This window comes from Streptomyces albospinus (assembly GCF_014648695.1).
GTDB classification, from domain to species: domain Bacteria; phylum Actinomycetota; class Actinomycetes; order Streptomycetales; family Streptomycetaceae; genus Streptomyces; species Streptomyces albospinus.
In genome coordinates, this window is the sequence record NZ_BMRP01000011.1 from 94,573 (window position 1) to 109,599 (window position 15,027).

Sequence of the window (15,027 nt, forward strand, 5' to 3'; positions counted from 1 at the left end):
CACGGGGGCGGGCGCCCCGCTCGCCGCCGATCCCGCCGCCAGCACCCCGGCGACCACCAGCGCCCCGATCCCCGCGGCCTTTCGCCGGGATGCCCGTCGCACCCTGCTGTTCATCACATCTCCCCGTGAGCTCGAAGGATTCCCGCACAGCGGCCCGTGCGAGGCGTACGGCTCGTACGCATCGGTCCGTCCGACCGTACGGACCAGAATCCCCGCGCCCGGCACCCGGATCGATCGTGCGGCCACCCGTCTTCGGGGTGTGGCCACCACGAACACCGGTGGCGCCCGCCCCTACGGGCTCGCGGACGTCATGCCGTGGGAGACGCGGTATCCGACGGCGACGCGGACGAGGTCGAGGTCGGGGACGACGACGAGGCCGCGGCCTCCGACGGGGCGTCCGGGCGGGCCGCCGCGACCACGTCCGTCGGACGGGCCTGCGCCGGCAGCCGCCGCAGCAGCAGCCCGTAGCCCAGTGCCGCCACCGTGCCGACCACCGCGCAGCCGGCCCAGAGCACATCGGCGCCGTAGTGGTCGATGACCGTGCCGCCGAGCAGCGGGGCCGCCAGGGAGGCGATGGACCAGGACAGCCCGTACATGCCCTGGTAGCGCCCGCGGCCGTGGACGGGCGACAGCCGGACCACCAGCCCCATCTGGGTGGGGGAGTTGATGATCTCGCCGAGGGTCCAGACGGCGACCGCGACCGCGTACATCGCGACCGAGCCGGCCAGCGCGGTCAGCCCGAAGCCGTAGCCCGCGAGCAGCGCCGAGCCGACCAGCAGCCCCGTCGGGCCGCGGTGCTCGACGAAGCGGGTGACGGGGATCTGGAGCAGGACGATCAGCACGCCGTTGACCGCGATGACGGTCCCGAAGTCCGCGCTGGAGAAGCCGCCCTGACCCATCGACACCGGCATCGAGACGTAGGCCTGCTGGTAGAGCAGCGCCAGCAGCAGGTTCAGCCCGACGACGGTCATGAAGCGGCCGTCGCGCAGCACGGTCAGCATGGAGACCGGCGCGGGGGCCGGCCCGGTGGCGCCCGCGGCCCCGTCCGCCCCGGCCGCGGCCCCGGGGGCCTCCGGGCGGGACTCCGGCAGCTTCCGGAACACCACCAGTGCACAGGCCAGGACGAGCGCGGCCTCGCCCAGGAAGAGCGTCAAGTAGCCGTGTTCGGCGATGAGTCCGGCGGCGGTGGAGGAGACCGCGAAGCCGAGGTTGATCGCCCAGTAGTTGAGGGAGTACGCGCGCACGCGGTCCTCGGGGGCGACGATGTCGGCCATCATCGCCTGGACGGCGGGCCGCGAGGCGTTGGACGCGGTACCGACCAGGAAGGCCACCACCGCGATGGCGACCGGATCGGTCATGAACCCGAGCAGCGCCACGGACACCGCCGTCGCCAGCTGCGCGATCAGCATCGTGGGGCGCCGCCCGAGCCGGTCGGCGAGCACCCCGCCCGCCACGGACGACACCACCCCGCCGAGCCCGTACAGCGCGCCGACCAGGCCCGCGTACGAGGCCGAGTAGTCGCGGTCGACGGTCAGGTAGAGAGCGAGGAAGGTGGCGACGAACGAGCCCAGCCGGTTGATCAGGGTGCTGGTCCACAGCCACCAGAACTGCCGGGGGAGCCCGGAGACGCTCGCCGCGGCGGCGTGCCGGAGCCGGGCGAGCGGGGGCGATGTGGATGCGGACATGACAGTTCCCCCGGAGTGGCGACGAGCGGTGAAGGGTGTGGATGGGGCGGCCGTCAGGTAAGTGGTGACGACCGTGATCGCAACCTACTCAGCGGCCGGCTGCACCCGCCACTCAATTGACCGGAAGCGTCAAAGGTCGCAGCCGGGCCCGCTGCCGCTCCCGGCCCCGCCCCCTCCCCGGCAAGGCCGTACTCCGGCTTCGATTACGCTCGACGGCATGGCCGACGCACCGTACAAGCTGATCCTCCTCCGCCACGGCGAGAGCGAGTGGAACGCGAAGAACCTGTTCACCGGCTGGGTGGACGTCAACCTCAACGAGAAGGGCGAGAAGGAGGCGGTACGCGGCGGAGAGCTGCTCAAGGAGGCCGGCCTGCTCCCCGACGTACTGCACACCTCTCTCCAGAAGCGCGCCATCCGCACCGCGCAGCTGGCCCTGGAGGCCGCCGACCGCCACTGGATCCCGGTCCACCGCAGCTGGCGCCTGAACGAGCGCCACTATGGCGCGCTCCAGGGCAAGGACAAGGCGCAGACCCTGGCCGAGTTCGGCGAGGAGCAGTTCATGCTCTGGCGCCGCTCGTACGACACCCCGCCGCCCGCGCTGGAGGACGGCAGCGAGTTCTCGCAGAGCGGCGACCCGCGCTACGCCGCCATCCCGCCGGAGCTGCGCCCGCGCACCGAGTGCCTCAAGGACGTCGTGGTCCGCATGCTGCCGTACTGGTACGACGGCATCGTCCCCGACCTGGTCGCCGGCCGCACGGTGCTGGTCGCCGCCCACGGCAACAGCCTCCGCGCCCTGGTCAAGCACCTCGACGAGATCTCCGACGCGGACATCGCCGGCCTGAACATCCCCACCGGCATCCCGCTCTCCTACGAGCTCGACGCCGACTTCCGCCCGGTCAACCCGGGCGGCACCTACCTCGACCCGGAGGCCGCCAAGGCCGCCATCGAGGCCGTGAAGAACCAGGGCAAGAAGAAGTAAGCCCGTACGCGCAAGCCCCCTACCTGCGGTTCCGCCGCCGGTAGGGGGCTTTTTGCCGGGCTGGGGCCGCCGCCGGGCCCGGCTTCGCGGCCCGGGGCGCGGCGGGATGCGGTGCCACGGGGGAGTGGAAACATGAAGGGTGAGGGAGCCCATCCGTTCGCGCGGGCATCCGGCGGCATCGGGAGGCTGATCCCCATGGCGAAGTTCATGGACATCCACCACGGAATGAAGGGCGTCACGGCCAAGCAGCTCCAGGCGGCGCACGAGGCCGATCTCGCCATCGAGAGCCAGGAAGGCGTCCACTTCGAGCACGCCTGGGCGGACCCCGTCTCGGGCGATGTGTTCTGCCTGTCCGAGGCACCCTCGGCGGGTGCCGTACAGCGCGTCCACGAGCGCGCCGGGCACACGGCGGACGAGATCCATCCCGTACCGCTCAGCATCTGAGGCGGCCCGGCGGCCCGGCGGCCCGGCGGTCCGGCGGTCCGGCAACGGCCCCGGCCGGAAGAGCAACCGGTCGGGGCCGCGGTGGCGCTGTGCTGTCGTCGTGCCGTGGGCGTCGTCAGGCCGTCGGGCCGGCGCGCCGTGCCGAGAGGTGGCTCACCCGCAGCCGCCACCGCACTGGCACGGTCCGCCGCTCTGGCAGCCGCAACTGCATCCGGGGCCGCAACTGCACCCGCTCAGGAGGGTGAGGTGCGGCCGTTCGGCGGCCGGGGGGCCGTCCGGGGACGCGGGGGTCGGGGAGTCCGCCATGAGTGCCATGTATGTGCCTCCTAGGGGTCACCTGGTGCCCATTGCAAACCCCGGTGCACAGGCGCGTCAACGGCGCGCGGAGGCACGTTACGCGCCCTCCACCGCCGTCGGCGCCGCGATCTCGTCGGCGTGCTCGCCGGTCACGAGGTAGACGACGCGCTTGGCGACGGAGACCGCGTGGTCCGCGAAGCGCTCGTAGTAGCGGCCGATCAGGGTGACGTCCACCGCCGTCTCGATGCCGTGCTTCCAGCGGTCGTCCATCAGGTGCTGGAAGAGGGTGCGGTGCAGCATGTCCATCGCGTCGTCGTCCTGCTCCAGCTGGAGCGCCAGGTCGACGTCCTTGGTGATGATGACCTCGCCGGCCTTGGCCATCAGGCGCTGCGCCAGCTGCCCCATCTCCAGGATGGTGGCGTGCAGATCGCGCGGTACGGCCGTCTGCGGGAAGCGCAGCCGGGCCAGCTTGGCGACGTGCTGGGCGAGGTCGCCGGAGCGCTCCAGGTCGGCGCTCATCCGCAGCGAGGTGACGACGATCCGCAGGTCGGTGGCGACCGGCTGCTGCCGGGCCAGCAGGGCGATCGCCCGGGCCTCCAGGTCGCGCTGGAGATCGTCGACCTTCTCGTCGGCGGCGATGACGTTCTCGGCCAGCTTGAGGTCCGCGTCGAGAATCGCCGTGGTGGCGCGCCCGATCGCGGAGCCCACCAGCCGGGCCATCTCGACCAGGCCCTCGCCGATCGAATCCAGCTCCTCGTGGTACGCGTCCCGCATCAGTGACCTTCTCTCGCTTCGGGGGAATCCGGGTGCTCGGGGGCTCCGAGCGATGGTGCCTGTGGTGCGTGGGGCCGTGCGCCTACGCTCCCACGGACCGGCCGCCGGCGGTCCCCCGCACCCTCAATGTGCGGGGGCATCGCGACCTGCGGGACCACCGGGGATGAATCGGCCCTGACGTGAAGGTGAACTCTGGGAGTCGCCGCCGCGGCCGTGAGGGCAGCCGACCGGCCGCTCCGGCGACCGGGGTGAACCGGCCCCGACGCCTCGGTGAACTCTGGGCGACGGCTGCTGGAGCAGCGGCTCCCAGCGCTGGGGAAGTGTCGGACCCGGCACATACTCTGGATTCATGAACGTGGACGCGGCCGTCGCCGCAATGGCTGCGATCGCCGGGTTGTGCACCGGCGTCTTCGCCATGCTGGCGTTCCGCTGGAGCGAGCGGGATCAGGCCAAGCCCACCCGCACATCGCTGCACACCGACGCCGTGCTCCCGCCCGGCGTCGACACCGTCCTGTCGGTTCTGCGCTCCTCCGCCGTCGTCCTCGACGAGGCCGACGCGGTCGTGAAGGCCAGCTCCGCGGCGTACGCCCTCGGGCTGGTCCGCGGCGGCAAGCTCGCCGTCGAGCCGATGCTCCAGATGGCCCGGGACACCCGCCGCGACGGCGAGATACGCCAGGTCGAGCTGGACCTGCCGCGCCGCGGCACCGGCCGCGGGGACGCCCTCGCGGTCTCCGCCCGGGTCGCCCCGCTAGGCTCCCGGCTGGTTCTGCTGCTGGTCGAGGACCTGACGGAGGCCCGCCGCATAGAGGCGGTCCGGCGCGACTTCGTGGCGAACGTCAGCCATGAGCTCAAGACCCCGGTCGGCGCGCTGTCGCTGCTCTCCGAGGCGGTGATGGACGCCAGTGACGACCCCGAGGCGGTCACCCGCTTCGCCGGCCGGATGCAGAACGAGGCCACCCGCCTGACCAACCTGGTCCAGGAGCTGATCGACCTCTCCCGGGTGCAGAACGACGACCCGCTGGAGGACGCCGAGCCGGTGCCGGTCGACGAACTGGTCGCCGAGGCGGTCGACCGCTGCCGCCAGCAGGCCGGCACGAAGCAGATCACGATGGCCAGCTCCATCGGCGGCCCCGAGAGAACCGCCGCCCGGAGCGGGGACGGGCGCCGGCCGGCCAGCAGCGGCGACCTGCATGTATGGGGCAACCGCGGCCAGCTCGCGGCGGCCCTGGGCAACCTCGTCGAGAACGCCGTCAACTACTCCCCGGCGCGCACCCGCGTAGGGATCTCCGGCCGCCGGGTGTCCGCGCCCGGTGGCGACCTGATCGAGATCGCGGTGACCGACCAGGGCATCGGGATATCCGAAAAGGACCGGGACCGCATCTTCGAGCGGTTCTACCGCGTGGACCCGGCGCGCTCGCGCGCCACCGGCGGGACCGGCCTCGGCCTCGCCATCGTCAAACACGTGGCCGCCTCGCACGGCGGGGAGGTCACGGTGTGGAGCGCTGAAGGACAGGGCTCCACATTCACCCTGCGTCTCCCGGAAGCCGGGGCCGTACGCGACCGCGAACGGCCCGCGGACCTCACCGCGGAGGGCCTCGACGACGAGGACCGACCGTACGAGACCTTCAACGATCCGCTCCCTGCTCACCCAGCCCCGGAGGTCCTTCCGTGACCCGAGTGCTTGTCGTCGAGGACGAGGAATCGTTCAGCGACGCACTGTCGTACATGCTCCGCAAGGAGGGTTTCGAGGTCGCCGTGGCGGCTACGGGCCCTGACGGGCTGGACGAGTTCGAGCGCAACGGCGCCGATCTCGTCCTCCTGGACCTGATGCTGCCGGGGCTGCCCGGCACCGAGGTCTGCCGCCAGCTGCGCGGTCGCTCCAACGTCCCCGTCATCATGGTGACCGCCAAGGACAGCGAGATCGACAAGGTCGTCGGTCTCGAAATAGGGGCCGACGACTACGTCACCAAGCCCTTCTCGTCCCGCGAACTGGTCGCCCGGATCCGCGCCGTGCTGCGCCGCCGCGGCGAGCCGGAGGAGGTCGCCCCGCAGGCCCTGGAGGCCGGTCCGGTCCGGATGGACGTGGACCGCCATGTCGTCACGGTCTCCGGCGGCAAGGTCGACCTGCCCCTCAAGGAGTTCGACCTCCTGGAGATGCTGCTGCGCAACGCCGGCCGGGTGCTGACCCGTATGCAGCTCATCGACCGCGTCTGGGGCGCCGACTACGTAGGCGACACCAAGACCCTCGACGTCCACGTGAAGCGGCTGCGCGCCAAGATCGAGCCGGACCCGGGCGCGCCGCGCTATCTCGTCACGGTCCGCGGCCTGGGCTACAAGTTCGAGCCGTAAGCCGCGGCGGTCGACTTACGCGAAAGGGGCGCCCCTCCGGTCCGGAGGGGCGCCCCTTTCGCATGGCTGCCGCAGGCCGGTCAGTGCGTGCTGTGCTCCGAGGGCTTGGCGGTGGTCGACGGCGAGGCCGTGCCGGACGGGGTGGCCGAGGCCGTGCCGGTCGGGGTGGCCGAGCCGCTGGGCTGGGCCGTCACGGACGGGCCGTAGCTCTCGAAGTAGTTCTTCGCCGGGACGACGTACGCCTTGATGGTCACCTGGCCGGTGGCGCTGAGGTTGAAGGTCAGCGGCTGGAGGTTGCCGTCCTGCACGGCTTCCCGGCCGCTCTCCAGGACGGCGCTGGGGTTGCCCTGGCCGCCGATCACCACGGAACCGCCGGCCGGCACGGTGATCTTGGCCGACGACAGCTTGGCCGACTGGCCGGAGCCGTTCACGGCGATCCCGGTCAACTGCTGGTCCTTGGCACCGGTGTTGAAGACCGTCGCGGTGATCGCGGCCGGGCCCTTGGCGTTGACGTCGGGCTGGGTGATCACGTTCGCGTTCTGGATCTTGATGTCGCCGACGCTGGTCGCGGCGTTGTCCGGCTTGACCTCCAGCGTCTGGGCGTCGTTCCCGGCGCTGCACGCGGACAGCGCGGCGATCGAGAGCGAGAGGACGGTGGCGGCGAGGACGCCGCGTCGAAGGCTGCGGCTCACGGCGGCGGCATCTCCTTGACGAGCTACGGCGGCCGAACGTTCGTGCCCGGTCGCGGATGGACGGCTGGGGCGGCGCTGCGCAGCCGTCATGACGACGGACACGTAAAGCCGCCCTAAGGGTGGGTCAGCGCCGCTAGGTTACCGAGCCGTCCTCACGCCGCCGCACCCGACCCGCCCCCTGCGCGATCACGCGCCCGCCGGCTGCCTCGATATCTCCTCGGCGGCGGCGCCGGCCGGGTGGGCGGAACGCCACCCGGAGGGGATTTCCGGAACCCGATCTCGCGCCGGATCTCCGAAGATCCGTCGGGCATATTCGGCAAGCGGCTGTTCGAGTGGCGGCAGGCGGGTTTCCCCCGGTGAAAAGAGGTATTCACAAGGAATGCACATGGCGCGCAGAATTGATCACACTCGCCGCCGGGGCGCTGTTGATCAATTTCGGGAATCGCGCCGGTTCGGCCGCCAAGCAGCCGAACGGAGTAGCGGAACTCGCTCATGCGGATCGGTGCAAATCGGGACGTTCGCCTCGTCGATCTTTGCCTTTCCGGTGCGTGACGGCCGGGTTTCCGCTCACCTGTGAAGCCCCTCCGACCTGCGAATTCCTGTGTCGCGCGGCCCCTCGAAGCACGTTCCGACCGCTGTTGTCAAGCCCCGAGATATGCCCTGACCTGCGAAAACGCCATTCAGAACGGCCCGTTCCCGTGTTAGCATGGATAGCCACGGAAGGGGTACCTGTCACATGACGTTCAAGGTTGGCGACACCGTGGTCTATCCCCATCACGGGGCCGCGCTGATCGAGGCCATCGAAACTCGCCAGATCAAAGGCGTGGACAAGACCTACTTGGTGCTGAAGGTCGCCCAGGGCGACTTGACTGTTCGTGTGCCAGCGGACAATGCGGAGTTCGTCGGCGTACGCGACGTGGTTGGTCAGGACGGGCTGGACCGGGTCTTCGAGGTGCTGCGTGCACCGTATGCCGAAGAGCCGACGAACTGGTCCCGTCGCTACAAGGCAAATCTTGAGAAGCTCGCTTCCGGCGACGTGATCAAGGTTGCCGAGGTCGTCCGCGACCTGTGGCGGCGCGAGCGCGAGCGCGGGCTCTCCGCCGGTGAGAAGAGGATGCTCGCCAAGGCGCGCCAGATTCTGGTGAGCGAGCTGGCCCTCGCGGAGAACACCAACGAAGACAAGGCCGAGGCTCTGCTCGACGAGGTCCTCGCGTCCTGACGACGCCCGCGTTGTGCGTCGGCGCTGTGTGGACGTCCACACAGCGTGACGGCGCGAGCGCAACGTAGCAATGCCGCGGTGCCCGAGCGACGACCGTCTCCCGAGGGAGGGTCTGTTGCCGGGCGCTGCGGCATATCTGTGCCGGGCCGGGCAACTGCCCCGACCGCTGTCACGGAAGGGTTCCGGTCAAGGCGTTGCACCCGGTACTCCCCCTGGCCATACCCACCTCGCACGAGGAAACAAACCTGTCTGCCCCAATTCCGGGCTCGCCCCGGACTCCGGAGCCATCGATGTCAGATCCTTCCTCCCCGGCCCGTACCACTCCGGTCTGCACGGCTGCGGTCATCCCCGCCGCCGGCCGCGGCGTCCGGCTCGGTCCCGGCACCCCCAAGGCGCTGCGCACGCTGGGCGGCACCCCGATGCTGGTGCACGCGGTCCGTGCGATGGCCGCCTCCCGCGCCGTCTCGCACATCGTCGTGGTCGCCCCGCCGGACGGCCCCGAGGAGGTCCGCCGGCTCCTCGACGCCCATCCGCTGGCCGACCGCACCGAGCTCGTCGTCGTCCCCGGTGGCGCGACCCGCCAGGAGTCCGTACGGCTCGGGCTGGCGGCGCTGCCGGACGGCATCGACGTCGTCCTGGTGCATGACGCGGCGCGCCCGCTGGTCCCGGTCGACACCGTCGACGCGGTGATCGCGGCGGTCCGCGCCGGCGCCCCGGCGGTGGTCCCCGCGCTGCCGCTCGCCGACACCGTCAAGCAGGTCGAGCCGCAGCCCCAGGGCACCCCCGAGCCGGTGGTCGGCACCCCGGAGCGGGCGCTGCTGCGCGCCGTGCAGACCCCGCAGGGCTTCGACCCGGCGACGCTGCTCAAGGCGCACGACACCGTCGTGGAGGGCGAGGGCGCCACCGACGACGCCGGGCTGGTGGAGCGGCTCGGAGTGCCGGTGGTGCTCGTCCCGGGCCACGAGGAGGCGTTCAAGGTGACCCGGCCGCTGGACCTCGTCCTGGCCGAGGCCGTACTCGCCCGGAGGAGGGCCACCGATGGCTACGTCTGAGCACCCGCTGCCCGGTATCCCGCTGGTCGGCATCGGGACCGATGTGCACGCCTTCGAGGAGGGCCGCGAGCTGTGGTGCGCCGGGCTGCTCTGGGACGCCGCCGAGAGCGGCGGCTACGGGCTCGCCGGGCACAGCGACGGCGATGTGGCCGCGCACGCCGCCTGCGACGCCCTGTTCTCCGCGGCCGGCATCGGCGACCTGGGCGCGCACTTCGGGACCTCGCGCCCTGAGTGGTCCGGCGCCTCCGGGGTGACGCTGCTGGCCGAGGCCGCGCGCATCGTACGGGCCGAGGGGTTCGCCATCGGCAATGTCGCGGTGCAGGTCATCGGCGTACGGCCGAAGGTCGGCAAGCGCCGCGACGAGGCGCAGAAGGCGCTGTCCGAGGCGGTCGGGGCGCCGGTCTCGGTGTCCGGCACGACCACGGACGGGCTGGGGTTGACAGGCCGCGCCGAGGGGCTGGCCGCGATCGCCACGGCCCTGGTGGTGCGGACCGGCTGAGGCGGGCGGCCGAGCCGGGCGTTCCGCCGGACGCGGCGTGCGGTGCGGGAATGCCCGGCGGGGCAAGGGTGTTGGGGAAGAATCCGGGTACTCGTGTCCATCGGAACGGCCTGCGGGAAGGATCCCTCGTGACGGCAACCCTGTCCGACGCGCTCAAGAATCTCCTCGACTCCCCGGTCTTCGTGACCGTGGGGACCGTCCAGCCGGACGGCAGCCCCCAGCTTTCCCCGGTCTGGGTGAAGCGGGACGGCGACGACCTGCTGTTCTCGACGACCGTCGGCCGCCGCAAGGAGCGGAACCTCCGGCGCGACCCGCGGGTCTCGGTCGTCCTCCAGCCGTTCGACGCCCCGTATACCTACGCCGAGATCCGCGGCGAGGCCACGCTCACGACCGAGGGCGGCCAGGAGCTGATCGACGAGCTGTCGCGGAAGTACACGGGCAAGTCGTACACCGAGTTCAACCCGGCGGGGGTCGACGACGACGAGCGGGTGGTCGTCCGGATCACCCCGCGCAAGGTGATCGGCGGCATCTGAGCGCCGCGGCACCGGCCCGGTAGGCGGACGCGGTCCGGGCCCCGCGCGGAACAACCGGGCGAACCGGACGCCTTCGACGCTTCTGCGCCCCCGTGCTCAATAGGGCACGGGGCATTGCCGCGTTCCGACTACCCTGGTCCCGTGACGATTCGCCTGTACGACACCAGCGCCCGGCAGATTCGCGACTTCACCCCGCTCACGCCGGGCTGTGTCTCGATCTACCTCTGTGGTGCGACCGTGCAGGCCGCTCCGCACATCGGGCACATCCGGTCCGGACTCAACTTCGACATCATGCGCCGCTGGTTCGCCTACCGCGGCTACGACGTGACGTTCGTCCGCAATGTCACGGACATCGACGACAAGATCATCCAGAAGTCGGCCGAGCAGGGCCGCCCGTGGTGGGCGATCGGCTACGAGAACGAGGTCGCGTTCAACACGGCCTACGACAGCCTCGGCTGCCTGCGCCCCACGTACGAGCCCCGCGCCACCGGCCACGTCCCCGAGATGATCGAGATGATGCGCGGCCTGATCGAGCGCGGCCACGCCTACGCCGCCGACGGCAACGTCTACTTCGACGTGCGGTCCTTCCCGGGCTACCTCCAGCTCTCCAACCAGGACCTGGACAACCTCCTCCAGCCGTCCGGCGAGGGCGAGACCGGCAAGCGCGATCCGCGCGACTTCGCCATGTGGAAGGCCGCCAAGGAGGGCGAGCCCAGCTGGGAGACCCCCTGGGGCCGCGGCCGGCCGGGCTGGCACCTGGAGTGCTCGGCGATGGCCCACAAGTACCTCGGCTCCGCCTTCGACATCCACGGCGGCGGCGTCGACCTGGTCTTCCCGCACCACGAGAACGAGATCGCCCAGGCCAGGGCGTTCGGCGACGACTTCGCCGCGTACTGGTCGCACAACGCCTGGGTGACGATGAGCGGCGAGAAGATGTCCAAGTCGCTGGGCAACTCCGTGCTCGTGTCGGAGATGGTCAAGCGCTGGCGGCCGATCGTGCTGCGGTACTACCTGGGCACCCCGCACTACCGCTCGATGATCGAGTACAGCGAGGAGGCGCTGCGCGAGGCCGAGTCGGCGTTCGCGCGGATCGAGGGGTTCGTCCAGCGGGCCGTCGAGAAGGCCGGGGTCGTCGAGGCGGCGCCCGAGGTGCCGCCGGCGTTCGCCGAGGCGATGGACGACGACCTGGGCGTCCCGCAGGCGCTGGCGATCGTGCACACCACCGTCCGGCAGGGCAATTCCGCGCTGACCGCCGACGACAAGGAGTCGGCGGTGGCGCGGCTGGCCGAACTGCGGGCGATGCTCGGGGTGCTCGGCCTGGACCCGCTCGACGAGCGCTGGTCGGGCGGCGCCGCGGACCGCGGCGAGGACCTCCACGGGGTCGTGGACTCGCTGGTCCGCCTCGTGCTGGAGCAGCGCCAGGGCGCCCGGGCGCGCAAGGACTACGCCACCGCCGACGCCATCCGCGACCAGCTCCAGCAGTCCGGTCTCGCCATCGAGGACACCCCGTCCGGGCCGCGCTGGTCGCTGTCCTGAAACCGGGCCCCGGGCGCCGCCCCGGGACCTGTCACACCCCCGGCCACCAGCCGGATTCGCCCTTCCCGGTGGCCTCGGGCGACACTCAATCCATACGTACGTACCCACTCCACGTCGCGAGACGTCGAGAGCAGTGAAGAAACAGGTGACCCATGGCCGGCAACAGCCAGCGCAGGAACCGCCGCACGTCGAACAAGAAGGGCGCTCAGGTCGGCAGTGGCGGTAAGCGGCGCCGGTCCCTGGAGGGCAAGGGCCCGACCCCGCCCGCGTCCGCCCGCAAGGGGCACGTGAAGAACCGCGTCGCCAACGCCAAGGCGAAGCAGGCCGCGAGCCGCCGGCCGGCGCCGCGGCGCGGCGGCGCCAAGGGCACCGCGGAGCTGGTCGTCGGCCGCAACCCGGTCGTCGAGGCGCTGCGCGAGGGCGTGCCCGCGACGACGCTGTACGTGCAGCAGTTCATCGACAGCGACGAGCGGGTGCGCGAGGCGATCCAGCTGGCCACCGAGCGCGGGCTGAACCTCCTGGAGGCGCCGCGCCCCGAGCTGGACCGGATGACCAACGGCCTCAACCACCAGGGCCTGGTCGCCCAGATCCCGCCGTACGACTACGCGCACCCCGAGGACCTGTCCGCCGCCGCCTTCGACGTGGGCGAGGACCCGCTGATCGTCGCGCTGGACGGCGTCACCGACCCGCGCAACCTGGGCGCGGTGGTCCGGTCCGTGTCGGCCTTCGGCGGCCACGGCGTGGTCGTGCCGGAGCGCCGGGCGGCCGGGATGACGGCCGGCGCCTGGAAGACCTCGGCCGGCACCGCGGCCCGTACGCCGGTCGCTCGCGCCACCAACCTGACCCGGACCCTGGAGGCGTACCAGAAGGCGGGCCTGACGGTCGTCGGCCTGGCCGCCGACGGCGAGATGGAGCTCCAGGACGTCGAGTTGCTGGACGGCCCGGTCGTCATCGTGGTCGGCAGCGAGGGCAAGGGCCTGTCGCGGCTGGTCGGCGAGACCTGTGACGTACGGGTGCGGATCCCGATGCCGGGCGGCGCGGAGTCGCTGAACGCCGGTGTCGCGGCCGGTGTCGTCCTGTGGGAAGCGGCGCGCCGCCGCGGCTGACCGTCGGTGCCCCGGGCGGGTGCGGAACCTCTCCGCCCGCCCGGGGGCAAAGCCTGACGCTCTGTGTGTCTTCGCCGTAACCCGTGATCGTTTTGACGGGTTCCGGACAGATCGGCCCGGTCAAGGCAGTGTCTTAACCGCGGGTCACTCGGTTAGATGAGCGTGGACACCAGAACACCCCGCACACCTACGGGGGGACGCTCGCCGGGCTTCGATGACGAGCCGGTCCTGAGCTCGGTCAAGGTGCCGTGCGATCCCGCGCAGGTCATCGTCAACCACGCCAGCTTCCGCGTACAGCTCGCCGCTCCCGTGGTGACCGGAACGCTGCCCGAGCCCGCGCGCATCCCCGCTCTCCGCGCGCCGTCCGCCAGACGCCGGGCGCCCGTGGTCTGGAGCGGTCGCACGGACCCGGGCGGCACGGCCGGCGCCACCACCCAGCTCCTGCACGCGGTACGCGACGCGGGCGTCGGCCTCGACGGCGACCGGAGCGAGGACGTCGGCACGACCCAGGTCCTGCCCCGGGTCCGCCTCGACGACGTCCCCGCCCCCGCCGCCACCGTCATCGGCCAGCGCGGCCCCGCCGACGCCGACGGCACCCTGCTGCGCGGCGCGCGCCCCGTGGGCGCCGGGCACGGCGAGCGGACGTACGGCAGGCCGGCATACGGCGACGGCGGCCAGGACGACGACCGGTTCGAGGCGCGCGAGCTCTACGACGCCGGCGCCAGACGGCGCGGCGGCGACAGCGTCCGGCACGCGTACTACCCCGGTCGCCGGATGAACCTCGGCGTCGTCCTGCTGCCGCTGCGCATCTTCCTCGGCCTGATCTCCGTCTATGCCGGCATGGGCAAGCTCTGCGACCCCGTCTACTTCGACGGCGGTGCGCGGGGCTCGATGGTCACCTGGCTGCTGTCGCTGAACCCGTGGGAAATGGCCGTGCCGCTGCGGGACTTCGCGGTCGCGCACCCGATCGGCGCCGGGCTCACCGTCGCCTTCCTCCAGGTCGTGGTCGGCGTACTGACCATCTGCGGCCTGTGGCAGCGGGTCGCCGCCTCGTTCGGCGCGCTGCTCTCCGCGACGCTGCTGATGACCGTGAGCTGGCGCACCGTCCCCGCCTACGACGCTCCCGACATCATCTACCTGGCCGCCTGGAGCCCGCTGATCATCGCGGGCGCCCCGGTCTACTCCATGGACGCCCGGCTCGCCGGTGAGGCGTGGCGACGGCTCGGCCCGCGCGTCGAGGTCGGTGCGCTGCGCCGCCGGGTGCTGCGCCGCGGCGCCGTGATGACCGCGGTGGTGGCCGGACTGACCCTGCTCATCGGTTCGCTGCTCGGCGGCGCCGTACGGTCCGCGAGGGTCGCGCCCGTACCGAAGCCCGGCGAGCCCGCCATCAACAACCTCCCCGGATCCCCTCTGCCGCACCCCGGCCACACCGCCTCCCGGAACGGCCGCACCCCCGACCACCGCGGCGCACCCTCCGCGGGCGCCTCGCACAAGCCCCACAAGTCCGGTAAGCCGTCCGCCTCCGGCTCCCCGTCGAGCGGCAGCACCAGCGGCATCTCCCGTCAGTCCGGTGCGACCAGCAGTGCCACGCAGCAGTCGGCGCCGACCCACGCCCCGTCCCGCACCCAGACGCCGGGCTCGGGCGGTACCGGCGGCGGTACGACCGGCAGCTCCAACAGCGGCTCTTCCGGCGGCGAATCGGGCCACGGCAGCACCCTGGGCGGGCTGCTGGGCTGACGCCGTCCTTCACCGCGCAACCTGTCCCCGACCCCTCCGACCGACCTCCGTACGGGCCACCCGGCCACACGGAGCGGCGGAGCGGCCGGGGACAGCCGTCTGTACGGGCCGCGGCAGGCCGTACG

Annotated in this window: 14 protein-coding genes; 11 read left to right on the forward strand and 3 right to left on the reverse strand. The window is 72.0% G+C overall.

All coding sequences use genetic code 11. The features are described 5' to 3' along the window. Positions 1-308 precede the first annotated feature (308 nt). Positions 309-1,685: an MDR family MFS transporter gene (locus tag IEZ17_RS17230; RefSeq protein ID WP_189301047.1), complete on the reverse strand. Its 1,377-nt coding sequence runs from the start codon at positions 1,683-1,685 to the stop codon at positions 309-311. Positions 1,686-1,902: 217 nt separating this feature from the next. Here IEZ17_RS17230 and IEZ17_RS17235 point away from each other — a divergent pair, with 217 nt between their 5' ends. Both IEZ17_RS17235 and IEZ17_RS17240 read left to right on the forward strand, forming a co-directional pair. Beyond that, entirely contained in the window at positions 1,903-2,664 is a 762-nt protein-coding gene (locus IEZ17_RS17235) for a phosphoglyceromutase (protein ID WP_189301048.1), read from the forward strand. A 195-nt stretch (positions 2,665-2,859) separates the two neighbouring features. Beyond that, positions 2,860-3,108 carry an SCO4226 family nickel-binding protein gene (locus IEZ17_RS17240; protein WP_189301263.1) on the forward strand — a complete coding sequence of 83 codons (249 nt, stop codon included), beginning with the start codon at positions 2,860-2,862 and terminating at the stop codon, positions 3,106-3,108. Between the two features lie 393 nt (positions 3,109-3,501). Here the strand turns inward: IEZ17_RS17240 and phoU are convergent, their stop codons facing one another. Then, positions 3,502-4,179 carry a phosphate signaling complex protein PhoU gene (gene phoU, locus IEZ17_RS17245; RefSeq protein WP_189301050.1) on the reverse strand — a complete coding sequence of 226 codons (678 nt, stop codon included), beginning with the start codon at positions 4,177-4,179 and terminating at the stop codon, positions 3,502-3,504. Between the two features lie 349 nt (positions 4,180-4,528). Here phoU and phoR point away from each other — a divergent pair, with 349 nt between their 5' ends. Together phoR and phoP are read left to right on the forward strand one after the other, a co-directional pair. Next, a complete protein-coding gene (gene phoR / locus IEZ17_RS17250) occupies positions 4,529-5,851 on the forward strand; it encodes a two-component system sensor histidine kinase PhoR (RefSeq protein WP_189301051.1) in 1,323 nt (440 codons plus the stop codon). 5 nt (positions 5,852-5,856) lie between these two features. Then, the gene (gene phoP / locus IEZ17_RS17255; protein WP_466869767.1) at positions 5,857-6,528 is read left to right on the forward strand and encodes a two-component system response regulator PhoP; all 672 of its coding nucleotides are present in this window, start codon (positions 5,857-5,859) and stop codon (positions 6,526-6,528) included. Between the two features lie 80 nt (positions 6,529-6,608). Here the strand turns inward: phoP and IEZ17_RS17260 are convergent, their stop codons facing one another. Beyond that, positions 6,609-7,220, reverse strand: coding sequence for a copper chaperone PCu(A)C (locus tag IEZ17_RS17260; RefSeq protein ID WP_189301053.1), 612 nt, complete (start codon positions 7,218-7,220; stop codon positions 6,609-6,611). A 736-nt stretch (positions 7,221-7,956) separates the two neighbouring features. On the opposite strand from IEZ17_RS17260, the gene IEZ17_RS17265 reads away from it, so the two are divergent. From IEZ17_RS17265 to IEZ17_RS17295, 7 genes are all read left to right on the forward strand, one after another. Next, complete coding sequence (locus tag IEZ17_RS17265) at positions 7,957-8,439, forward strand: CarD family transcriptional regulator (protein WP_003953493.1); 483 nt, start codon at positions 7,957-7,959, stop codon at positions 8,437-8,439. 290 nt (positions 8,440-8,729) lie between these two features. Beyond that, positions 8,730-9,491, forward strand: a complete 762-nt coding sequence (gene ispD / locus IEZ17_RS17270) for a 2-C-methyl-D-erythritol 4-phosphate cytidylyltransferase (protein ID WP_189301054.1) — start codon at positions 8,730-8,732, stop codon at positions 9,489-9,491. Next, positions 9,478-9,990, forward strand: a complete 513-nt coding sequence (gene ispF, locus IEZ17_RS17275) for a 2-C-methyl-D-erythritol 2,4-cyclodiphosphate synthase (protein ID WP_189301056.1) — start codon at positions 9,478-9,480, stop codon at positions 9,988-9,990. The genes ispD and ispF overlap by 14 nt, the downstream gene beginning before the upstream one ends. 128 nt (positions 9,991-10,118) lie before the next feature. Further along, entirely contained in the window at positions 10,119-10,523 is a 405-nt protein-coding gene (locus IEZ17_RS17280) for a PPOX class F420-dependent oxidoreductase (protein WP_189301058.1), read from the forward strand. Between the two features lie 141 nt (positions 10,524-10,664). Continuing rightward, entirely contained in the window at positions 10,665-12,059 is a 1,395-nt protein-coding gene (cysS, locus tag IEZ17_RS17285) for a cysteine--tRNA ligase (RefSeq protein WP_189301060.1), read from the forward strand. 152 nt (positions 12,060-12,211) lie between these two features. Beyond that, a complete protein-coding gene (gene rlmB, locus IEZ17_RS17290; RefSeq protein ID WP_189301062.1) occupies positions 12,212-13,165 on the forward strand; it encodes a 23S rRNA (guanosine(2251)-2'-O)-methyltransferase RlmB in 954 nt (317 codons plus the stop codon). Between the two features lie 156 nt (positions 13,166-13,321). Then, entirely contained in the window at positions 13,322-14,902 is a 1,581-nt protein-coding gene (locus IEZ17_RS17295; protein WP_189301064.1) for a DoxX family protein, read from the forward strand. Positions 14,903-15,027 lie beyond the last annotated feature (125 nt).